The following is a 21,813-nucleotide window of genomic DNA, read 5'->3' as shown; positions in this document are numbered from 1 at the left end:
CACGTCTGAGGAGACAGTGCTGTGACCGGGATCAAGACGACCGGCGAGAAGAAGCTGATGCTCTTCTCCGGCCGCGCCCACCCCGAGCTGGCCGAGGAGGTCGCGCACCAGCTGGGCGTCGGTCTCGTTCCCACCAAGGCGTTCGACTTCGCCAACGGTGAGATCTACGTCCGCTTCCAGGAGTCGGCCCGCGGCGCGGACTGCTTCCTGATCCAGAGCCACACGGCTCCGATCAACAAGTGGATCATGGAGCAGCTGATCATGGTCGATGCGCTGAAGCGGGCCTCGGCCCGCAGCATCACCGTGATCATCCCGTCGTACGGCTACGCCCGTCAGGACAAGAAGCACCGCGGCCGTGAGCCGATCTCGGCCCGTCTGGTCGCGGACCTGCTGGAGACGGCGGGTGCGGACCGCATCCTGACCGTCGACCTGCACACCGACCAGATCCAGGGCTTCTTCGACGGCCCGGTGGACCACCTGTCGGCGCTGCCGGTCCTCGCGGACTACGTGGGTGCGAAGGTCGACCGCGCGAAGCTGACGATCGTCTCCCCGGACGCCGGCCGTGTGCGTGTCGCCGACCGCTGGTGCGACCGTCTCGACGCGCCGCTGGCGATCGTGCACAAGCGCCGCGACAAGGACGTCGCCAACCAGGTCACCGTCCACGAGGTCGTCGGTGACGTGAAGGGCCGCGTCTGTGTCCTGGTGGACGACATGGTCGACACCGGTGGCACGATCTGCGCCGCCGCGGACGCCCTGTTCGCGCACGGTGCCGAGGACGTCATCGTGACGGCCACGCACGGCATCCTGTCGGGCCCGGCCGCCGACCGTCTGAAGAACTCCAAGGTCAGCGAGTTCGTGTTCACGGACACGCTGCCGGTTCCCGGCGCCCTTGAGCTCGACAAGATCACGGTCCTGTCGATCGCGCCGACGATCGCTCGCGCCGTGCGCGAGGTCTTCGAGGACGGCTCCGTGACGAGCCTCTTCGAGGAGCACTGAGTCCGTAGCAGTACCCAGGAAGGGCCGCTTCCCCCGGTTGGGGGAGCGGCCCTTCCTCATGCCCCGAACTCATGCCCCGAACTCATGCCCTGAGCTCATGCCCTGAGCTCATGCCCTGAGCGCGTCCACCGCGATCCGTGCCGCCGCGCCGATCGCCGCGTCCGCCGCCGGCAGCGTGACGTCCGTGGAGGCCGCGCGGGTGAAGACGGCCACGGCGTACCGTCCGCCGTCGGGGTATTCGACGACGCCCGCCTCGTGCCGGAGGGTGGGCAGGGAGCCGGTCTTCCCGCTGACGCGGACGTCGTCGAAGGGGAAGCCGGCGGCGAGCCGGTGGCTCCAGGCCTGGAGGCCGAGGAGGGCCCGCAGCTCCTCGCCGTACTCCCCCGGGCAGACCTCGTCGCGCCAGACGGCGGTGAGCAGGGCGGTGATCTCCCGGGGCGTCGAGCGGTTCGTACGGGTCGGGTCGAGGGCGCGGAGCCGGGCGACGACGGCGGGGTCGGTGAGTGCGGCGGGGTCGCCGTGGGCGTCCTCGCGGACGGACGCGAAGAGTTCCCGCATGGTCTGGACGGCGTGGGTCCTGGTCAGTCCGAGGCCCGTCATGGTGGCGTTGACGGTATCGAGGCCGAGGGCGTCCCAGAGGAGGTCGGCGGCGGTGTTGTCGCTGACGGCGACGGCGAGGCTCGCGAGGTCGCGGAGGGAGAGCCGGGCGGCGTCGCGCATGACGGAGAGGCCGGTGGCGCCGGGGGCGCGGCCCTCGGCGGGGATGTCGACGGGGCGGGTCGGGTCGACGAGGCCGAGTGACGCCTGCCGGTAGAGGGTGGCGACGAGGCAGAGTTTGTGGACGCTGGCGGTCGGTACGAGGGTGTCGGAGCCGGTGCCGAGTGCGGTGCCCGTGTCGATGTCGACGGCGTGGAGCCGGCCGGTGACGCCCGCGTCGTCGAAGGCCGCGGCGATGCGGCGGCGGGCGGCGGCGTGCGCGGTCACAGGGGGAACTCCGATGCGGGGCGGGGGAAGACCATCCTCGCCGACGGGGCGGGGCGCATGTCCGCGTGTGCGCGGAGGACCGTATGGGCGGTGTCGGCGAAGAGGCGTACGGCGGGGCTGTCCTTGCCCTCGGGCCAGGCGGTGGAGGTGCGCCAGGTGACGGTGGCGCCGTGGAGGGGGCGCCAGACGGTGCCGGCCTCGTCGGGGGTGCGGGGGACGAGGGCGACGGCGCCGCCGGAGAGGACGAGGCCGCGGGTGAAGTCGGGTCCGGTGGCGGCGAGGACGGTGGCGGGGGTGCAGCCGTGGCGGGCGCAGGCGGTGAGGGTCTCGTCGTGGAGGGCGGGGGCCTCGGCGCGGGGGAAGAGGACGAGGTCGCGGCCGGTGAGGGCGGCGGCGGGGAGTTCGGGCGGGGTGGCGAGCGGGTCGTCGGCGGCGAGGAGGGCGCCGAGGGGTTGGTGGAGGGTGGGGCCGAAGGCGAGGCCGGGGGCGGGGCAGGGGTGGCGGACGATGCCGACGTCGAGGGTGCCGGCGGTGAGTTCGGCGGTCTGTGCGGCGGTGGGGAGTTCGCGGAGTTCGAGGGTGGCGCCGGGTGAGCGTTCGCGGAAGGCGGTGAGGAGGGCGCCGACGGCGGTGGCTCCGAGGCCGGGTGGTACGGCGGCGCGGAGGGTGCCGGCGGCGCCGCTGTGGACGCGGGCGACGGTGGCGGTGAGCCGGTCGGCGGCGGCGAGGACGTGCTCGGCCTCGGTGAGGACGAGGCGGCCGGCGGGGGTGAGGGTGGCGCCGCGGGCCCCGCGGTCGAGGAGTCGGACGCCGAGTTCGCGTTCGAGGCGCTGGATGCGTTGGGAGAGGGAGGGCTGGGCCATGCGCAGGCGGGCGGCGGCCCGTCCGAAGTGTTGTTCCTCGGCGACGGTCCTGAAGTACCGCAGATGCAGGAGCAGGTCCATGACCAGCAAGGATAGGCGTTCGGCTATGTCTTGCATGGCGATATGAGTCTTGGACTGGTCGCACGCGTGTCTGTTTCGCTGCCGGTATGACGACACATCGAGCAGGGGTGGGGCGGGCGAGGCGGCGGCGCTGGCCGGCGGTGGCGGTGACAGGTGCGCTGGTGGCGGGGGCCGCCGGGTGGGCGGTCGCGTACGGCCCGCTGAAGAAGGGCGAGGAGCCGCCGAGGACGGCCGATCCGGAGGCGGTGCGGACGGCTCAGGCGTTCCTGAGCAGGTGGGCGGCGGGGGATCTGCAGGCGGCGGCGCGGCTGACGGATGCGCCGGCGAAGGCCGAGGAGACGCTGCGGAACTTCACGGCGGGGCTGGAGATCACGAAGCCGGTGCTGACGGCGGGCGCGGCCCGGGTGGACGGCGAGGCGGGCGCCGGGGCCCGTGTGCCGTACCGGGCGAAGATGCCGGTGGCGGAGCTGGGGACGTGGTCGTACGGCTCGGAGCTCGCGGTGGCGCGTACGGAGTCGGGGTGGCGGGTGCGGTGGGAGCTGCCGCTGATCCATCCCCAGCTGAACGACAAGCAGCGGTTCAAGCTGGTGGAGGAGGAGTCGGCGGAGCTCGCGGCGGTGGACCGGGACGGGAAGGCGATCTCGGCGGCGGAGCATCCGTCGCTGGTCTCGGTGCTGGGCCTGGGCGGCGGGAAGCCGCGGGGCGAGGTGCAGGTCGTGGACCGGATCACGGGCGAGACGAGGTCGACGGCGGTGCGGTTCGGGCCGGATCCCGGGGAGGGCGGCGGTCCGCTGCGGACGACGATCGACGCGCGGATCCAGCGGGCGGCGGAGAAGGCGCTCGCCCGGCACGCCGACGGGCGGAACGCGGGTCTGGTGGCGGTACGGATCGACAGCGGCGAGGTGGTGGCGGTGGCGAACGGGCCGGCCGGCGGCTTCAACCGGGCCTTCCAGGGCACGTACGCGCCGGGGTCGACGTGGAAGGTGGTGACGACCGCGGCGCTGCTGGCGAAGGGGGCGGTGACGCCGGAGTCGCGCGTGGACTGTCCGAAGTACCTGACGGTCGGGAAGCAGTTCCACAACGTGGAGACCTCGGAGATTCCGGGGGCGACGTTCCGTGAGGACTTCATCCATTCGTGCAACACGGCGTTCGTGGCGCTGCGGGGGCGTCTCGCGAACGACGAGATGACCGTGTTCGCGAAGGACTACTTCGGGATCGGGCCGGAGTGGAAGACGGGTGTGGGTTCGGTGGACGCCGAGGTGCCGGTGCCCGCGAGCGAGACGGAGAAGGCGGCGGCGCTGTTCGGGCAGGGGAGGCTGCGGACGAATCCGCTGGCGATGGCGTCGGCGACGGCTACGGCGGTGTCGGGGACGTTCCACCAGCCGCTGCTGGTGAAGGGGACGGAGCAGCCGGCGGTGGCGACGAAGCCGCTGCCTTCGGGGGTGGTGAAGCAGCTGCGGTCGCTGATGCGGGACACGGTGACGGACGGGTCGGCGAAGGTGCTCGCGGGGGTGCCGGGCCAGGTGGGGGCGAAGACGGGGACGGCCGAGGTGACGGAGGACGGGAACAACAACGGCTGGCTCGTGGCGTACGACGACGAGATCGCGGTGGCGTGCGTGGTGGAGGGGGCGGAGAGCGGTTCGGGATCGGCCGGGCCTGTCCTGCGCGACCTGCTCGCGGAGTCGGCCGGGGGCGGCGCGGCGGGCTGACGGGGGCCAGCGAGGACCAGGACGGCGCCGCAGGTCGGAGGGGTCTCGGTTGATCCATTTGGGCGGCCAGGTGACGGCGGGTAGACTGCCGTAGTTGCTCGGCGAGGGAGGCCGTACCCGTACGGATGTACAGGGTCACGGCGGTCCGTTATCGACGCGCTCTTCGTAGCAGGCCATCGCCAGTCGTGGCCGGGTGACCACTTGTGTTTCGTCACCATCTACGAGGAGTGCAACATGTCCGAGGTCAAGCTCGCCGCCACCGTCCGCTCGGAGTTCGGCAAGGGCGCCTCGCGCCAGCTCCGTCGCGCCTCCCTGGTCCCCACGGTCCTCTACGGCCACGGCACGGACCCGGTCCACATCTCCCTCCCGGCCCACGAGCTCGGCCTGGCGCTGCGTACGCCGAACGTCCTGCTCTCCCTGGACATCAACGGCGCCAACGAGCTGGCGATCCCGAAGGCCGTCCAGCGTGACGCCATCAAGGGCTCCCTCGTCCACGTCGACCTCATCCTCGTGAAGCGCGGCGAGAAGGTCACCGTCGAGATCCCCGTGCAGGCCGAGGGCGAGCTCGCCGCCGGTGGCAACCTGCTGGAGCACGTGCTCAACACCCTTTCCGTCGAGGCCGAGGCCACCCACCTTCCCGAGGCCGTCACGGTCTCCGTGGAGGGCCTGGAGGCCGGTGCCTCCGTCCTCGCCAAGGACATCACCCTCCCGGCCGGCTCCACCCTGGTGACCGACGCCGACGCCGTCGTCCTCCAGGTCCTGGCCGCGCAGGCCGAGGAGCCGTCGGCCGAGGCCGAGGCCACCGAGGGTGCCGAGGCCTGAGCCGTAGGCTCTGCCTGACGTGACGGGGTGACGGGCCGTACGGCCTGTCACCCCGTTTCTCTGTTCCTGCATGCTCATGAGGAGACCTGACGCGATGACGGACGACGCCAACGCCCCCTGGCTGATCGTCGGCCTCGGCAACCCGGGGCCCGAGTACGCGGCCAACCGCCACAACATCGGCTTCATGGTCGTGGACCTGCTGGCCGAGCGGATCCGCGGCTCGTTCAAGCGGGCGCAGAAGACCCAGGCGCAGGTCGTCGAGGGCCGGATGGGTCCCCCCGGCCCGGAGAACCGCCGGGTGATCCTCGCGAAGCCGATGTCGTACATGAACCTGTCGGGCGGTCCGGTGACGGCGCTGCGCGACTTCTACAAGGTGCCGACGGCGCACATCGTGGCGATCCACGACGAGCTGGACATCGACTACGCGGTGCTGCGGCTGAAGATCGGCGGCGGCGACAACGGCCACAACGGTCTGAAGTCGATGACGAAGGCGATGGGTCCCGAGTACCACCGCGTGCGGTGCGGGATCGGGCGTCCGCCGGGCCGGATGCAGGTCGCGGACTTCGTCCTGAAGGACTTCTCGTCGACGGAGCGCAAGGACCTCGACTGGTTCGTGGACCGGGCGGCGGACTCGGTGGAGTGCCTGGTGGCGGAGGGCCTGGAGCGGGCGCAGTCCGCGTACAACTCGTAGGGCTCCCGGCCCCGGGAACGTACGACTGTACGATCGCGGGTCATGACGCACGTCCGTAACGCCGCCATGGCCCTGGTCACCCTGCTCCTCGTCGTCGGGGGTGCGTGGGCGTCGTGGGATTCCGCCCAGCACGTCCTGCTCGCCAAGGGCCGCGAGCACGGGACGCTGACGGTGACCGGCTGCACGGAGGACACGTGCAGCGGGACGTACGCCGCCGAGGACCCGTCGTCGCCGCGGCGGACGCTGACGATCGAGGCCTCGGTCGCGGCGGAGAAGGGCGTGACGATCCCGGTGGTGGTGAAGCCGGGCACGGACGAGGGCGTACGGACGGGGTGGGGCGGCGGTCTGCACGCGTGGCTGCCGCTGGGCGGCGCGCTGCTGCTCGCGGCGCCGGTGGTCGGCGGCGGGCTGCGGCTGACCCGGACGGCGTGGTCGCTCGCGGGAGCGGGCGGGGCGCTGCTGGTGGCGGCGTTCCTGACGCTCTGATCGGATTTCGCCTTTCATGGCGCGATCGTTATGGGCCGCTGGGTTAAGGCTGACTTAAAGCGACGGATAGTCTGCGTCCGCCATCCCCCACGGCATCCTCATCCCGAGACGGACGACTGCACATGCGACGTACCCTCATTTCCTCCGGCGCGCTCGTCGCGGCCGTGGCAGGCTCCCTCGTGCTGGCCCCCGCCGCCTTCGCTTCGGAAGGCCCCGGCGACAACGGCACGGTCAAGATCCACGAGTCGAAGACCGACCAGGAGATCAAGGCCAACCAGCCTCACGTCTGCGAGTTCTACCTCGACGGCTTCAAGTTCGACAGCGCTCAGGAGATCTCCTGGGTCATCGACGGCCACCCGCCGACCGCCGATCTCGAGGGCACCTCGGGCACGCTGACGCTGGACGCTTCCGGCAACGGGCGTACCGACGACATCAAGCTCCCCGACGGCCACTACAAGCTGGACTGGAACTTCAAGGGCGAGAACGGCGAGGCCAAGCAGAAGGTCTTCTGGATCGACTGCGAGGACGAGCCCGGTACGGGGAACCCCGGCACCGAGACGCCCGGCACGGAGACCCCCGGCACCCCCGGCACCGAGACTCCGGGCACGGAGACCCCCGGCACCGAGTCCCCCGCACCGTCCGAGACGACGCCCGGCGGCACCGAGTCCCCGGCTCCCTCCGCGACCCCGTCCGTGACCGTCCCGGCCGGCGAGAGCGAGACCGCCGGTACCGGTGGCACGGACTCCACCGACGCCACCGGCTCCACCGACACAAAGGGTGAGGGTGACCTCGCCGAGACGGGCTCCAGCGCCCCCGTCGGCGTCCTCGCCGCCGTCGCCGTGGCCCTCGCGGGTGCCGGCGCGTTCCTGGTGACCCGCCGCCGCAAGGCGCAGCAGCACTGACGTACCCCGTACGCATGACTGTGCCCCCGTCGGATTCCGGCGGGGGCACAGTCATGGACAGGGGTCGGATCAGCCGGTGTTGCGCAGGCCCGCCGCGACACCGTTCACCGTGAGGAGCAGGGCCCGTGCGAGCAGCGGGTCCGGGTCCTCGCCGCGCTCGGCGGCCGCGCGCTGGCGGGCGAGGAGGGCGACCTGGAGGTAGGAGATCGGGTCCAGGTAGGCGTCGCGGATGGCGAAGGTCTGCTGGAGGACCGGGTTGGAGTCGAGCAGCGTCTCGCCGCCGGTGACCTTGAGGACCTCGGCGACCGTCAGCGCGTGCTCGGCCTCGATGGTCTCGAAGACGTGCTTCAGCTCGTCGGGGACGAGGGTGTCGACGTAGTGACGGGCGATCCGCAGGTCGGTCTTCGCGAGCGTCATCTCGACGTTGGAGAGGAAGTTGCCGAAGAAGCCCCACCTCTCGTACATCTCGCCGAGCACCGCGTCGAGTCCGGCCTCGCGCAGGGCCTTCAGGCCCGAGCCGACGCCGAACCAGCCGGGGACGATCTGCCGGGACTGCGTCCAGCCGAACACCCACGGGATGGCGCGGAGTCCGTCGAGGGAGACGCCGGAGCCGGGGCGGCGAGAGGGCCGTGAGCCCAGGTGCAGGTCGGCGAGCTGGTCGACGGGGGTGGAGGCGAGGAAGTACGCCGGCAGGCCGGGGTCCTCGACGAGCTTGCGGTACGCGGTGTGGGCGGCGTCCGAGACGGTGTCCATGGCCGCGTCCCAGCGGGCGAGGGCCTCGTCGGACTGGCGCGGGGAGGTGTGCAGGGCGGAGGCCTGGAGGGTGGCGGCGACCGTCAGCTCCAGGTTCTCCCTCGCGAGGGACGGGATCAGGTACTTGTCGGAGATGACCTCGCCCTGCTCGGTCACCTTGATCTCGCCCTCCAGGGTGCCCCAGGGCTGCGCGAGGATCGCGGTGTGCGAGGGGCCGCCGCCGCGGCCGACGGTGCCGCCGCGGCCGTGGAAGAGGCGGAGCCGTACGCCGTAGCGGTGGGCGACGTCGCGGAGCCTGCGCTGGGCGCGGTGGATCTCCCACTGGGAGGTGGTGATGCCGCCGAACTTGGAGGAGTCCGAGTAGCCGAGCATGACCTCCTGGACGTCGCCGCGGAGCGAGACGAGGCGCCGGTAGGAGGGGTCGGCCAGCATGTCGTTGAGGATGACGTCGGCGGCCTTGAGCTCGTCGGTGGTCTCCAGGAGCGGCACGATGCCGATCTTGGCCCAGCCAGCGTGCAGGTCGATCAGACCGGCCTCGCGGGCGAGGACGGCGGCGGCGAAGACGTCGTCGGCGCCCTGGCACATCGAGATGATGTACGACTCGATGACCTCGGGGCCGAAGCGCTCGAAGGCCTGCTTGATGGTGTGGAAGACGCCGAGGGTCTTCTCGCCGGCAGCGTCCAGCGGGGCCGGGGTCGGGGCGAGCGGGCGGCGCGAGCGCAGCTCCTTGGCGAGCAGCTTCTGCCGGTAGTCGCGCGGCATGTCCGTGTACCGCCAGGACTCCTCGCCGAGGCGGTCGAAGAGCTGGCCGAGGGCGTGGTGGTGCGCGTCGGCGTGCTCGCGGACGTCCATGGTGGCGAGCTGGAGGCCGAAGGCCGAGAGGGTGCGGATGGTGCGGTCCATCCGGCCGTCGGCGAAGAGGCCGCCGCGGTGCTCGCGCAGCGACGTCTGCACGAGGGTGAGGTCGTGGATCAGCTCGGCGGTGCCGAGGTAGTCGCGGCCGTCCTGGTGCGGGGTGCCGGAGGCGAGGCGCTCGCGGGTGTTGACGAGCTTCTGCCGGATGCAGGTGGCCTTGAGCCGGTACGGCTCCTCGGCGTTGAGGCGCTTGTAGCGGGGGCTGATCTCCGGGAGGAGCTCCAGGTCGCGCTGGAGGGAGTCCAGGAGTTCCTGGGTGGCTCCGGTGTAGCGGATGGAGTTGGAGAGGAGTCCGCGCAGGAAGTCGACGAGTTCGAGGGCGTCGGTGATCCCGTGCTCGTGCTGGAGGATCAGGACGTCCCAGGTCACCTGCGGGGTGACGTTGGGGTTGCCGTCGCGGTCGCCGCCGATCCAGGTGCCGAAGGTCAGCGGGCGCGTGCCGGCGGGCAGCTCGACGCCGACGCGCTCCAGCTCGGCGGCGAGGTCCTCCAGGACGTCACCGACGGCGTTGGCGTGCAGCTCGTCGAGGTAGTAGATGGCGTTGCGGGCCTCGTCGGCGGGCTCGGGCCGGACGACCCGGAGCTCGTCGGTCTGCCAGATGAGGTCGATGTTCTCGGCGAGCCGCAGGTCGTGGCGGCGCCGGTCGGCCTCGATGACCGGGGTCTCCAGGAGGGCGGCGATCCGGCGCAGCTTGTTGAGGACGGAGCGGCGGGCGGCCTCGGTGGGGTGCGCGGTGAAGACCGGCCGCACGTTGAGGTTCTTGACCGTCTCGCGGACGTGCTCGGGGTCGCCGTCCTTGAGCATGTCGGCGGTGCGGGCGAGGAGGCCGCCCTCGGCGGCGCGCTTCTCGCGCATCTCGCGGCCGCGGTGGACCTGCTCGGTGACGTTCGCCAGGTGGAAGTAGGTGGAGAAGGCGCGCACCAGCTTGGCGGCGGTCTCCAGTTCGACGCCACGGAGCAGCTCGGCGGCGGCCTCGCCGTTCTCGCGGGTGAGGCTGCGGACCTGCTCGACGAGGTCGAGGAGCTCGTGGCCCTCCTGCCGGACGAGGGTCTCGCCCAGCAGGTCGCCCAGTCGGCGGATGTCGGCGCGCAGCTCGGCGCTGGCGGTGGGGGTCTGGTCGGCACTGCTCACAGGTGCGGCTCCTTGCAGTGTTTGAGCACGTCTGGAGGGGTACTGGAGGCTTGCGGACCGCGCTGTCCGACGCACCCAGGATAGGTGTCCGCCGTGGCGGCGTGGCCAACGCCCCTCTCGTGCCCTCTTGCCGCGCGTCACGGCGCTGCCATACTTACGACGCCGTAGGTTACGGAGGCGTAGCCACGGCGCAGGTTTCCGCTTCTTCGTTGACCTTTCACCCTCACCCTCATCCCCAGGGGACACCCATGACCACTAGCCCCGAGGTGACCTCGGCGCCCGAGGCACCCGAGGCGCCCGCCGGCGCCACGGCCCTGCCCTCCGCCACGCTGGGTGGTGACACCAAGGGTTCGATCGAGCAGATCACCTTGGGCCTGTTCATCACGGTGCCGTTCGTGGCGCTGCTCGCGGCGGTGCCGCTGGCCTGGGGCTGGGGGGTGAGCTGGCTGGATCTCGGCCTGATGGTGGCGATGTACTACATCGGCTGCCACGGGATCACGATCGGTTTCCACCGTTACTTCACGCACGGTTCCTTCAAGGCGAAGCGGCCGCTGCGGATCGCGCTCGCGATCATGGGGTCGCTGGCCGTGGAGGGTCCGCTGGTGCGCTGGGTGGCGGACCACCGCAAGCACCACAAGTTCTCGGACGCGGAGGGCGACCCGCATTCGCCGTGGCGTTTCGGGGAGACGGTCCCGGCGCTGATGAAGGGCCTGTGGTGGGCGCACATCGGCTGGATGTTCGACGAGGAGCGGACTCCGCAGCACAAGTACGCGCCCGATCTGATCAAGGACCCGGCGCTCCGCGCGATCTCCCGCCACTTCCTCTCCTGGACGATCCTGTCCCTGGCGATTCCGCCACTGGTGGGCGGTCTGGTGACGATGTCGTGGTGGGGCGCGTTCACCGCGTTCTTCTGGGGCTCGCTGGTCCGGGTGGCGCTGCTGCACCACGTGACCTGGTCGATCAACTCGATCTGCCACGCGGTGGGCAAGCGCCCCTTCAAGTCGCGTGACCGCTCGGGCAACGTGTGGTGGCTCGCGGTGCTGTCCTGCGGCGAGTCCTGGCACAACCTGCACCACGCGGACCCGACCTCGGCGCGGCACGGGGTGCTGCGCGGCCAGGTCGACTCCAGCGCGCGGCTGATCCGCTGGTTCGAGCTGGCGGGCTGGGCGTCGGACGTGCGCTGGCCGGCGAAGGAGCGCATCGAAGCCCGGCGGCAGAACCCGTCCGCAGAAGCGGCATGATGGAAGACGTGGCGATCGACGGCAGTTCCAGTGGTACCGGCAGCACCGACAGCACCGACAGCGGCGAGCGGAAGCCCCGGCGTGGCCGCCGGGTGAGGATGACGGGCGCGGAGCGCCGGGAACAGCTCCTCGACATCGGCCGCACGCTGTTCGCCGAGAAGGGCTTCGAGGGCACGTCGGTGGAGGAGATCGCGGCGAAGGCCGGGGTCTCCAAGCCGGTGGTGTACGAGCACTTCGGCGGCAAGGAGGGGCTGTACGCGGTCGTCGTCGACCGGGAGATGCGGCAGCTCCTGGAAGGCGTGACGGGGGCGCTCACGGCGGGCCACCCGCGGGAGCTCCTGGAGCAGGCGGCGTTCGCGCTGCTCGACTACATCGAGAACTACACGGACGGCTTCCGGATCCTGGTGCGGGATTCGCCGGTGGCGCAGTCGACGGGCACGTTCGCCTCGCTGATCAGCGACATCGCCACGCAGGTCGAGGACATCCTCGGGATGGAGTTCAAGAACCGCGGCTTCGACCCGAAGTTGGCCCCGCTGTACGCGCAGGCGCTGGTGGGCAGTGTGGCGCTGACGGGTCAGTGGTGGCTGGACGTGCGCAAGCCGGACAAGGCGGAGGTCGCGGCGCACCTGGTGAACCTGGCGTGGCACGGGCTCGACGGTCTGGAGCAGAAGCCGCGGTTGATAGGGCATCGCAAGAACTGAACCGGAAGGTTCGATTCTGGCAGTCTCACTGAGTAAAGCTCTGGCGTAGGGCGCCCCCGTGGGTAGAATCGCGTTCAACATCCGGGGGGGGTGTTCCGACCTTCGAGCGAAGCCGTCTCCGCACGCCCACTGGCCTGCGCTGACGCCGTTCGATGCCGTACGAGCCCCCCTGTTTGGTTCCTTTGAACCTCTGATTCCCTGGGGGGATCTTCTTGTTCTTCCTGCGCTCCAAGCGTGCCCGCCGCGTCACGGCCTGCACCGCTCTCGCCCTCTCCGCGGGCATGCTCCTCACGGGCACGGCCTCCGCCGACACTCCGGCGCCGCGTCCGTCGGTCAAGAAGGTGGAGCGTTCCTTCACGCCGCCGCAGCTGACGCACCCGAAGAAGGACTCGGCGCGCGCCGGGGCGGCTGCGGCCGGGACGGCGGCGGCGCTGCCGCTCTCCGACCTGGACGGCGACTTCTACGACGACATCATCTTCCGGTCGATCGACGGGGAGCTCCACTCCAACGCGTCGGACGACGTCTTCGACCTGTACCGCTACGACGACGTCGCCAAGGACATCATCCCGATCGGCGACCAGGGCGGTTACGACTCCCACCCCGAGGTGCTGGTCCTCTCCGAGAACGGCACGCTGACGCTGTACGCCGACGCCGAGACGACGGGCACGCCGTACGCGTACGTGGTGGGTGGCGGCTGGCAGGTCTACAACAAGATCGTGTCGCCCGGTGACGTGAACAACGACGGCCTCGCCGACGTGGTCGCCCGCACCAAGGACGGCCAGCTGTACCTGTATCTGGCCACCGGCGACCTGGAAAGGCCGCTGGGCGGCCGGATCCTCATCGGCGGCGGCTGGGGCGTGTACGACCAGCTCGTGGGCGCGGGTGACGTGACCGGCGACGGTCAGGCCGACCTGTACGCCCGCGACACCGCCGGCAACCTGTACTTCTACTCCGGCACGGGCAACACGAGCACTCCGTTCTCCGGCTCGAAGCGGATCGGTGGCGGCTGGGGTGTCTACAACCAGATCGTGAACTTCGGCGAGGCCACGCTCCTCGCCCGGACGAACGCGGGCACCTTCTACACCTACTACGTCGAGGCCAACGGCACCCTGGCCGCGCCCCAGCAGCACGGCAACGAGGGCGACGGCATCGGCATCGCGCAGCTCGCCGGCGGCGGCAGCAACCCTCACACGGGCAAGGACACCGTCGTCGGGCGGGACAGCAGCGGCACGCTCTACGGGTACTTCGCCATGACCAACGGGCAACTGTCCCCGCGCTACGAGGCCAGCGGCCCGGGCGAGTACGACGGCATCGACTTCGTCAACACGTCCTCGTTCAACTCGGACAACTTCTCCGACATCGCCGAGATCTGGGACTGGAACAACGGCCAGCTCTGGATCGGCACCTCCCCCATCGGCAACGGCTGGGGCGTCTACAACGCCCTCGTCGGCCCCGGTGACCTGAGCGGCGACGGCAAGGCCGACCTGCTCGCGCGGGACCGTTCCGGTGTCCTGTACCTGTACAAGGGCAACGGCCAGGGCACCGCGTTCGCCGGCCGGATCCGGGTCGGCGGCGGCTGGGGCGGCTTCAACGAGCTCCTCGGCGCGGGCGACTACACCGGCGACGGACGGGCCGACCTGCTCGCCCGCACAACGGGCGGCGAGCTCTTCCTGTACCCGGGAAGCGGCAACGCCACCACGCCGTTCAAGGCGCGCGTGAGCATCGGCAGCGGCTGGAACACGTACAAGCACCTGACCGCCCCCGGCGACCTGAACGCCGACGGCAAGGCCGACGTCCTGGGGGTGACCTCGACCGGCGACCTGTACCGCTACCTGAACACCAGCCCGTCGAAGTTCTCGACGCGCGTCAAGATCGGCCACGGCTTCCAGGTCTACAACTCCATGTCGTAACGGCTTCGCCGTTCGTGACCGGCCCGCACCGGAGTTCCCGTGCGGGCCACCTCGATCCCAGGGGGGATTCTTGCGTTCCGCATTCTTCGGGCGTGCTCGTCGTGTCAGCACCTGCACCGCGCTCGCCCTGTCCGCCGGCATGCTGCTGGCGTCGCCCGCCGTCGCCGAGTCCGGCCCCCGGCCCGTCGTGGAGGAGCCGCAGCGCGGTGACACGACGACGCCGAAGCTGGACATGTCGCAGCCGGCCGTCGAGACCGGCACGGCCCGTATCGCCGGGGCCACGGCCGTCGTGCCGCCCCGCTTCGACGTGAACGGTGACGGCAAGACCGATCTGATCCACCGCAAGTGGAACGGCTGGACGTACGTCGCGCCGTCCTCGACGGCGGACGCCACCGTGTTCGAGACCGCGGGCTCCCCCGTGGACCTCGACCTCGTTCCGCTCGGCGACCAGAACGGCACGGGCAAGCCCGAGCTGCTCTCGCTCACCGAGGACGGCGCGCTCCGGCTGTACAAGGAGGCCACCCCGACCTCCGGCTCGCTCGCCTGGACGGGCAAGGGCTGGAACATCTACAACAAGGTGTTCTCGCCCGGCGACATCAGCGGCGACGGCAAGGCCGACCTGCTGGCCCGCCGGTACAACGGCGACCTCTACTACTACCGGGCGACCGGCGTGATGACGGCGCCGTTCGCCGGCCCCGCGAAGGTCGGCCCCGGCTGGGACGCCTACGACCAGCTCGTGGGCATCGGTGACAACAGCGGCGACGGCCGAGGCGACGTCGTGGCTCGCGCGACGGACGGCCGGCTGTACTTCTACGGCAGCACCGGCGACCCGAGGTCGCCGTTCAAGCCCCGCAGGGAGCTCGGCCAGGGCTGGAACACGTACAACCAGATCGTGGCCCCCGACGACCGCAACGGTGACGGCAAGGCCGATCTGCTCGCCCGTGACCAGGCCGGTGTCCTCTGGGCCTACAGCGGTCTCGGCAACGGCTCGTACGCGACGCGCGTGAAGCTCTCCGGCACCTGGAACAACGTGGACCAGTTCGCCGGGGCGGGCAACATCCCCACCGCCGGCAAGAGCTCGTTCCTCGCCCGCGACAAGGCCGGGACGCTCTTCTGGTACGGCGGCCTGAACAACGGCACCTTCACCGCGCGCGAACAGTTCGGCAGCACCGGGGGCTGGGCGGGTTCGAACATCTCGTACGTCTCCGCGCTGGACACGGGCCCGGTCGCCGACCTTCTGGAGGTCTACGAAGGCCACCTGTACAACAACGGCAAGGCCGACCTCGGCGGCGGCTGGCAGATCTACGACACGCTCGTCGGCCCCGGCGACCTGAGCGGCGACGGCAAGGCCGACCTGCTCGCCCGGGACCGTTCCGGCGTCCTCTACCTGTACAAGGGCAACGGCAACGGCACGGCACTGGCCTCGCGGATCCGGGTCGGTGACGGCTGGAGCGCGTACGACCGCATCCTGGGCGCGGGCGACTTCTCGGGCGACGGCCGTACGGACCTGCTGGCGCGCGACCGCGCGGGCAACCTGTGGCTGTACCGGGGCACCGGCTCCGAGACCACCCCGTTCGCCGGGCGCAAGAACCTCGGCGGGGGCTGGGGTACGTACAACAAGCTGGCGGCGCCGGGCGACCTGAACGGCGACGGCAGGGCCGACCTGGTCGCGGTGAACGCGGCGGGCGCCCTGTTCCGGTACCTCGGTACCGGCACGAGCGCCACCCTCACCCGCCGGGCGGAGATCGGTCACGGCTTCCAGACCTACGGCAACCTGTACTAGACCTACGGCAGCCCGTATCAGCAGGCGCTCACGGGAGCCCCGCGCCGGAACTCCGGTGCGGGGCTCCCGTGCGTTAAGGCACTCACGCCGGCTTGCGTGCGACGGCGAAGACGCGGCGGAAGGGGAAGACCGTGCCGTGCCGGCCCGGCGGGTAGGCCTGCCGGAGCCGTGCGCGGTACTGCGCGAGGAACGCGTCGACCGCCTCCTGGTCGTCGCCCAGGGTCGTGAGGACGGGCCGCAGCGCCGTGCCCATCACCCAGTCCAGGACGGGGTCCTCGCCCTGGAGGAGCCGGCAGTACGTGGTCTCCCAGACCTCGGTCTCGCAGCCGAGGTCCGTGAGCCGGGTGAGGTACTCGGCCGCGTCGAGGATGTGGACGAAGCGGCGGCCCTGGTCGCCGAGGCGGGAGCGCCACTCGGGGGTGTCGCAGAGTTCGCCGAGCAGGGCGTGGCTGGGCGAGGTGAAGTTGGCGGGGACCTGGAAGGCGAGGGTGCCGCCGGGGCGGAGGCCGTCGACCCACGCGGCGAAGGACTCGGGGTGGTTGGGCACCCACTGGAGGGCCGCGCTGGAGACGATCAGGTCGTACGGCTCGGCGGGGGTCCAGTGCGCGGCGTCGGCGGGCCGGAAGTCGAGCCAGCCGCCGCCCCGGGTGGTGCCGGACCAGTCCTTCTCGGCGCGTTCCAGCATGTCGGGTGAGAGGTCGAAGCCGGTGATGTGGGCGTCGGCCCAGTGGTCGGCGAGGAGCGCCGTCATGTTCCCGGGGCCGCAGCCGAGGTCGGCGATGCGGGCCGGCCGGTCCTGGGCCGGGAGGCGTGGTATTCGGGCGAGCATGTCGAGGAAGGGCCGGGTGCGGTGGCCGGAGTGACGGAGGTACTGCTGCGGATCCCAGGTTGGTGCGGCGGATTCCACGGAATGCATGTTCGAAGCCCCCTTGCTGGAACGAGCGACCGAAGCGGAATGGTGTTCCGGCCCGGTCCCTTCCCCACACACCACTGAAATATATCTCGTAACCAAGATTCTTGATGTCGAGAAACTTGAACACAAGAGACTTTATGTCAACAGACCCTCTACACTGATCGCCATGGAGGACGAGGTCGACCGACTGGTCGCAGCATGGCGCCGCGAGCGCCCCGACCTCGACGTGGAACCGCTCGAGGTGCTCAGCCGCGTCTCGCGGCTCGCCCGGCACCTCGACCGCGCCCGTCGGCTCGCCTTCTCCGAGCACCAGCTGGAGCCCTGGGAGTTCGACGTCCTCACCTCGCTCCGCCGGGCCGGCGCGCCCTACCAGCTCTCCCCCGGGCAGCTCCTGACACAGACTCTGGTCACCTCGGGCACCATGACCAACCGCATCGACCGGCTCACCAAGAAGGGCCTGGTCGAGCGGCTCCCCGACCCCAGCGACCGGCGCGGGGTCCTCGTCCGGCTCACCCCCGAGGGCCGCGACCGCGCCGACGAGGCGCTCGCCGGGCTCCTCGCCCAGGAGCGCGCCATCCTGGCCCAGCTCTCCCGCGCCCAGCGCGGCGAACTGGCCGCGCTGCTACGCCGGCTGACCGCCCCGTTCGACAACGTCCCCGGCTAGCGCCTGAGTCGGCAGCACCTGAGCCGGCAGGGCTTGAGCGGGTAGCCCCTCCGCGTCCAGCGGCGCCGGGCCCACGCCCGCGCGGCGGGCCAGTGCCACCGCCGCCAGGGTCGAGTGGACCCCCAGCTTCCCCAGCACGTTCTGCATATGCGTACGGACGGTGTGCGGGGAGAGGAAGAGCCGCTCGGCGACCGCCTTGCGGCCCAGGCCCGCGACCATGCAGCGCAGCACCTCCCGCTCGCGCGGGGTCAGCGCCTCCACGAGCCGCTCGCTGTCCGTGCGGTGCTTGCGGGCCGCCGTCAGCTCCCGCAGGACCCCGGTGAGCAGCGCGGGCGGCAGATGCGTCTCGTCCCGCAACACCCCCCGGACCACCGCGAGGAGACGCTGGAGCGAGCAGTCCTTCGCCACCCATCCCGAGGCCCCGGCCTGGAGGGCGAGCGCCGCCCTGCGCGGGTCGTCCTTCTCGGCGAGGACGACGGTACGGACGGCGGGCTGGGCCCGGCGCACGCCCGCGACCAGGGAGATCCCGTCGACCACCGGCTCGGTGTGGTCCGGCACCGTGCGCGCGGCGGCCGCCGCCGCGGGGCCCGCTCCCAGCTCGGCGTCGACGAGCAGCACGTCGAACCTGCGCCCCTCCGCGACCCCGCGGTCCAGGCAGCGCAAGGCGGCCGGGCCGCTGCCCGCGGCGGAGACGTCGACGTCGGGCTCCGCCGCGAGAGCGGCGGCGAGCGATTCGGCGAAGATGCGGTGGTCGTCCACCACCAGGACCCGGATACGTGCCACGGACACCCCCAAGTGTCGAGGAACGGACCGGCGCGGGCACGGCGCCGGAGGCGGGTCCGTCCGTTGCACGGCCGCCGCCGTGCGTTGACTGTTACCCCGCTAGCGGCGCCGTACCCGGCAGGTCTCGACCCCTGAACAGCACCGGCCCCCACCGGCGCTGCCCCTCAGGGTAGGGGCGTGGCGTCGCGGCGGGGGCCGTTTGGCGGAACTGTGCGAAGTCGTCCGTACGTATGGCCGGATCGCCCGTACGTACGGCCGGGTTCAGAGCCTGCGCGCGCCCTCCGCGGGGACGGCCGGGAAGATCCCGGGGGCCGCGTACCCGGCCTCGGCGAAGGCCTTCGCGACGGCGGCGGCGACCTCCTCCGCCCGGTCGGACTCGACGAGGACGACGGCCGAGCCGCCGAAGCCGCCGCCGGTCATCCGGGCGCCGAGCGCCCCGGCCGCGTTCGCCGCCGCGACGACGAGGTCCAGTTCGGGGCAGGAGACGCGCAGGTCGTCCCGGAGGGAGGCGTGGCCCTCGGTGAGGACCGGACCGACGGCCCGGGGGTCCCCGGCGTCGAGGAGCGCGATCACGCGCTCCACCCGGGCGTTGTCCGTGACGACGTGCCGGACATAGCGCAGAACCGTCTCGTCGCTCAGGAGTGCGAGGGATTCGGGTAGGTGCGCGGCGCTCACATCGCGCAGGGCCCGCACGCCGAGCGCCCGCGCACCCGCTTCACAACCGGCGCGCCGCTCCGCGTACGCGCCGTCCCCGAGCGCGTGCTTCACGCGGGTGTCGACGACGAGCAGCCGCAGCCCCTCGCGGGCCAGGTCGAAGGGGACCTGACGGTACGAGAGGTCCCGGGTGTCCAGATGGAGGGCGTGGCCCTCCTCCGCGCAGGCGGAGGCCATCTGGTCCATGACGCCGCAGGGGACGCCGACGAAGGCGTTCTCCGCGCGCTGGGCGAGCCGCGCGAGCTCGGGCCGGGTGAGCCCGAGGCCGAAGAGGTCGTTCAGCGCGAGCGCCGTGACGACCTCCAGGGCCGCCGAGGAGGAGAGCCCCGCGCCCGTCGGCACGGTCGAGGCAAGGTGGACGTCCGCGCCCGTCACCGGGTGCCCGGCCTCCCGCAGCGCCCAGACGACACCGGCCGGGTAGGCCGCCCAGCCGCCGCCGGAGAGCGGCTGAAGGTCCTCGACCGCCAACTGGACGATCCCGCCGTCGATGTCGGCGGAGTGCAGACGGAGGATGCCGTCGTCCCGGCGGGAGACGGCGGCGACGGCGGTGTGCGGCAGTGCGAGCGGCAGCACGAAGCCGTCGTTGAAGTCGGTGTACTCACCGATGAGGTTGACCCGCCCCGGGGCGGCCCACACCCCGTCGGGAGCGGCGCCGTACAGCGCCTCGAAGCCGGCGGCGACGCTCACGAACGCCCCTCCCCCGCGCGGTGCCGGGCGAAGGCCCAGGCGTCGGCGACGACGTCCGCCAGGTCCGGGCGGGACGGCGTCCAGCCGAGCCGGTCGCGGGCGGCCGCGGCGGAGGCGACCAGGGCGGCCGGGTCGCCGGGACGGCGGGCGGCGGTGACCTCCGGGATCGGGTGGCCGGTGACCTTCCGTACGGTCTCGACGACCTCGCGGACGGAGAAGCCGTTGCCGTTGCCGAGGTTGCAGACGAGATGCTCGCCCGCCGTCACCCCGCCGGCGGTCATCGCGTCGAGCGCCAGGACGTGGGCCTCGGCGAGGTCGGCGACGTGGATGTAGTCGCGGACGCAGGTGCCGTCCGCGGTCGGGTAGTCCTCGCCGTACACGGAGATGGCCTCGCGCTCGCCCAGGGCGACCTGGAGGACGAGCGGGATCAGGTGCGACTCGGGCGCGTGGCGCTCGCCGAGCGCGCCGTACGCCCCGGCGACGTTGAAGTAGCGCAGCGAGACGGCGGCCAGGCCGTGCGCGGCGCACTCCCCGCCGATCATGTGGTCGACGGCCAGCTTGCTCGCCCCGTACGGGCTGGTGGGCGCGGTCGGCGCGGTCTCGGTGATCGGGACGGACTCGGGCTCGCCGTAGGTCGCGGCGGTGGAGGAGAAGACGAGCTTGCGGACCCCGGCCGCGCGCATGGCGGCGAGCAGGGCCATGGTGCCGCCGACGTTGTTCTCCCAGTACTTCTCGGGCTTGGCGACGGACTCGCCGACCTGGGAGAAGGCGGCGAAGTGCAGGACGCCGTCGTAGCCGGAGTCCAGCCACCGCGCGGCGTCCTGGATGCGGCCCTCGATGAACTCGGCGCCTTCCGGGACGCCTTCGGCGAAGCCGGTGGAGAGGTCGTCGAGGACGGTGACGCGGTGGCCCCGCTCCAGGAGGTGGGCGGCGACGACGCTGCCCACGTACCCGGCCCCTCCCGTCACCAGGTACTTCTTCGCGGTCGTGGTCATGCGGTGGCCACCTCTCGGATGCGTCGGGCCGCGTCCTCCGGCCGTACGTCGTTCATGAACGCGCCCATGCCGGACTCGGTGCCCGCGAGGAACTTCAGCTTGCCAGAGGCCCGTCGGACGGTGAAAAGCTCCAGGTGCAGTCCGAAGTCCTCGCGCCGCTCGTCCGTGAACGGCGCCTGGTGCCAGGCGGCGATGTAGGGCGTCGGCGGCTCGTCCGGGCCGAAGAGCCGGTCGAAGCGCCTCAAGAGTTCCAGGTAGACCTGTGCGAACTCTGTGCGGGCGGCCTCGTCGAGGGCGAGCAGGTCGGGCACCCGGCGCGTGGGGTACAGGTGCACCTCGTACGGCCAGTGGGCGGCGTACGGCACGAACGCGATCCAGTGCTCGGTCTCCAGGACGACCCGCTCGCCGTCGGTCCGCTCGCGGGCGACGACGTCGTCGAAGAGGTTCCGTCCGGTCGCCGCCCGGTGCTCGTCGAGCCGGCTCCGCATCCGGGCCGTGCGGGGCGTGACGTACGGGAAGGCGTAGATCTGGCCGTGCGAGTGGGGCAGGGTGACGCCGATCTCCTGGCCGCGGTTCTCGAAGCAGTAGACCTGCTCGATGCCGGGCAGCGCGGAGAGCTCGGCGGTCCGGTCGGTCCAGGCGTCGAGGACGAGCCGGGCCTGCTCCTCGGTGAGGTCGGCGAAGGAGGCGGTGTGGTCCTCGGTGAAGCAGACGACCTCGCAGCGGCCGAAGCCGCCGGAGAGGGAGGGGAAGCGGTTCTCGAAGACCGCCACCTCGTAGCCCGCGGCGGGGATCTCGCTCTCGCGCCCGTCCCGGCCGGGGCAGAGCGGGCAGGCGTCCGCCGGCGGCTGGTAGGTGCGGGCCTGGCGGTGCGAGGCGACGGCGACGGGGTCGCCGGTGAGCTCGTCGTACCGGATCTCGGAGCGGGAGACGACGGGGGTGAGGGGGCGCGGGTCGACGGCGTCGCGGACGGCGTCGTCGCGCGAGTCGTAGTAGATGAGCTCGCGCCCGTCGGCGAGCGTGGTGACGGTCTTCTTCACGGGGGTGCCCTCCGGGCGGGATCAAACAGAACCACGCACAAAGAATCAC

19 protein-coding genes are annotated in these 21,813 nt (G+C 71.7%); 11 read left to right on the top strand and 8 right to left on the bottom strand.

Going from position 1 to position 21,813, the window contains the following annotated elements; genetic code table 11:
• Positions 1-21 precede the first annotated feature (21 nt).
• Positions 22-996 carry a ribose-phosphate diphosphokinase gene (locus OG357_RS23470; RefSeq protein ID WP_056649212.1) on the top strand — a complete coding sequence of 325 codons (975 nt, stop codon included), beginning with the start codon at positions 22-24 and terminating at the stop codon, positions 994-996.
• A gap of 108 nt (positions 997-1,104) precedes the next feature.
• Here the strand turns inward: OG357_RS23470 and OG357_RS23465 are convergent, their stop codons facing one another.
• Positions 1,105-1,980, bottom strand: a complete 876-nt coding sequence (locus OG357_RS23465) for a serine hydrolase (protein WP_329623022.1) — start codon at positions 1,978-1,980, stop codon at positions 1,105-1,107.
• Positions 1,977-2,924 carry a LysR family transcriptional regulator gene (locus OG357_RS23460; RefSeq protein ID WP_329623021.1) on the bottom strand — a complete coding sequence of 316 codons (948 nt, stop codon included), beginning with the start codon at positions 2,922-2,924 and terminating at the stop codon, positions 1,977-1,979. Before OG357_RS23460 ends, OG357_RS23465 begins: the two co-directional genes overlap by 4 nt.
• 86 nt (positions 2,925-3,010) lie before the next feature.
• Here OG357_RS23460 and OG357_RS23455 point away from each other — a divergent pair, with 86 nt between their 5' ends.
• The 5 genes from OG357_RS23455 (at position 3,011) to OG357_RS23435 (ending at position 7,534) form a co-directional block, all read left to right on the top strand.
• Positions 3,011-4,633, top strand: coding sequence for a penicillin-binding transpeptidase domain-containing protein (locus OG357_RS23455; RefSeq protein ID WP_329623020.1), 1,623 nt, complete (start codon positions 3,011-3,013; stop codon positions 4,631-4,633).
• Positions 4,634-4,867: 234 nt separating this feature from the next.
• The gene (locus OG357_RS23450) at positions 4,868-5,455 is read left to right on the top strand and encodes a 50S ribosomal protein L25/general stress protein Ctc (protein ID WP_329623019.1); all 588 of its coding nucleotides are present in this window, start codon (positions 4,868-4,870) and stop codon (positions 5,453-5,455) included.
• Between the two features lie 94 nt (positions 5,456-5,549).
• Positions 5,550-6,146, top strand: coding sequence for an aminoacyl-tRNA hydrolase (gene pth, locus OG357_RS23445; RefSeq protein ID WP_329623018.1), 597 nt, complete (start codon positions 5,550-5,552; stop codon positions 6,144-6,146).
• A 42-nt stretch (positions 6,147-6,188) separates the two neighbouring features.
• Positions 6,189-6,632, top strand: coding sequence for a hypothetical protein (locus OG357_RS23440; protein ID WP_329623017.1), 444 nt, complete (start codon positions 6,189-6,191; stop codon positions 6,630-6,632).
• A gap of 122 nt (positions 6,633-6,754) precedes the next feature.
• Complete coding sequence (locus OG357_RS23435) at positions 6,755-7,534, top strand: LPXTG cell wall anchor domain-containing protein (RefSeq protein WP_329623016.1); 780 nt, start codon at positions 6,755-6,757, stop codon at positions 7,532-7,534.
• Positions 7,535-7,603: 69 nt separating this feature from the next.
• Here OG357_RS23435 and ppc read toward each other — a convergent pair whose 3' ends face one another.
• Positions 7,604-10,333, bottom strand: coding sequence for a phosphoenolpyruvate carboxylase (gene ppc, locus OG357_RS23430; protein ID WP_329623015.1), 2,730 nt, complete (start codon positions 10,331-10,333; stop codon positions 7,604-7,606).
• Between the two features lie 248 nt (positions 10,334-10,581).
• On the opposite strand from ppc, the gene OG357_RS23425 reads away from it, so the two are divergent.
• The 4 genes from OG357_RS23425 to OG357_RS23410 all read left to right on the top strand — a co-directional run bounded on the left by OG357_RS23425 (position 10,582) and on the right by OG357_RS23410 (position 15,968).
• On the top strand, positions 10,582-11,574 hold the full coding sequence (locus OG357_RS23425; protein ID WP_329623014.1) for an acyl-CoA desaturase: 993 nt from the start codon (positions 10,582-10,584) through the stop codon (positions 11,572-11,574).
• Complete coding sequence (locus tag OG357_RS23420) at positions 11,574-12,275, top strand: TetR/AcrR family transcriptional regulator (RefSeq protein ID WP_329625672.1); 702 nt, start codon at positions 11,574-11,576, stop codon at positions 12,273-12,275. The genes OG357_RS23425 and OG357_RS23420 overlap by 1 nt, the downstream gene beginning before the upstream one ends.
• Before the next feature lie 212 nt (positions 12,276-12,487).
• A complete protein-coding gene (locus tag OG357_RS23415) occupies positions 12,488-14,185 on the top strand; it encodes an FG-GAP repeat domain-containing protein (protein ID WP_329623013.1) in 1,698 nt (565 codons plus the stop codon).
• A 70-nt stretch (positions 14,186-14,255) separates the two neighbouring features.
• Positions 14,256-15,968, top strand: a complete 1,713-nt coding sequence (locus OG357_RS23410; RefSeq protein ID WP_329623012.1) for a VCBS repeat-containing protein — start codon at positions 14,256-14,258, stop codon at positions 15,966-15,968.
• Between the two features lie 82 nt (positions 15,969-16,050).
• Here OG357_RS23410 and OG357_RS23405 read toward each other — a convergent pair whose 3' ends face one another.
• Complete coding sequence (locus tag OG357_RS23405; RefSeq protein ID WP_329623011.1) at positions 16,051-16,884, bottom strand: trans-aconitate 2-methyltransferase; 834 nt, start codon at positions 16,882-16,884, stop codon at positions 16,051-16,053.
• Positions 16,885-17,047: 163 nt separating this feature from the next.
• On the opposite strand from OG357_RS23405, the gene OG357_RS23400 reads away from it, so the two are divergent.
• Positions 17,048-17,545 (top strand): MarR family winged helix-turn-helix transcriptional regulator, encoded by a 498-nt coding sequence (locus OG357_RS23400; protein WP_024754861.1) that lies wholly within the window; start codon positions 17,048-17,050, stop codon positions 17,543-17,545.
• On the opposite strand, the gene OG357_RS23395 is transcribed toward OG357_RS23400, so the two are convergent.
• From OG357_RS23395 to galT, 4 genes are all read right to left on the bottom strand, one after another.
• Positions 17,504-18,328 (bottom strand): response regulator transcription factor, encoded by an 825-nt coding sequence (locus OG357_RS23395; RefSeq protein ID WP_329623010.1) that lies wholly within the window; start codon positions 18,326-18,328, stop codon positions 17,504-17,506. The two genes, OG357_RS23400 and OG357_RS23395, sit on opposite strands and share 42 nt — an antisense overlap.
• A gap of 261 nt (positions 18,329-18,589) precedes the next feature.
• Positions 18,590-19,729: a galactokinase gene (gene galK, locus OG357_RS23390; RefSeq protein ID WP_329623009.1), complete on the bottom strand. Its 1,140-nt coding sequence runs from the start codon at positions 19,727-19,729 to the stop codon at positions 18,590-18,592.
• Positions 19,726-20,724, bottom strand: coding sequence for a UDP-glucose 4-epimerase GalE (gene galE / locus OG357_RS23385; protein ID WP_329623008.1), 999 nt, complete (start codon positions 20,722-20,724; stop codon positions 19,726-19,728). Before galE ends, galK begins: the two co-directional genes overlap by 4 nt.
• On the bottom strand, positions 20,721-21,764 hold the full coding sequence (galT, locus tag OG357_RS23380) for a galactose-1-phosphate uridylyltransferase (protein WP_329623007.1): 1,044 nt from the start codon (positions 21,762-21,764) through the stop codon (positions 20,721-20,723). Before galT ends, galE begins: the two co-directional genes overlap by 4 nt.
• Positions 21,765-21,813 lie beyond the last annotated feature (49 nt).

It is taken from the genome of Streptomyces sp. NBC_01255 (genome assembly GCF_036226445.1).
GTDB lineage: Bacteria > Actinomycetota > Actinomycetes > Streptomycetales > Streptomycetaceae > Streptomyces.
This window is presented reverse-complemented; position numbering and strand designations above follow the sequence as displayed.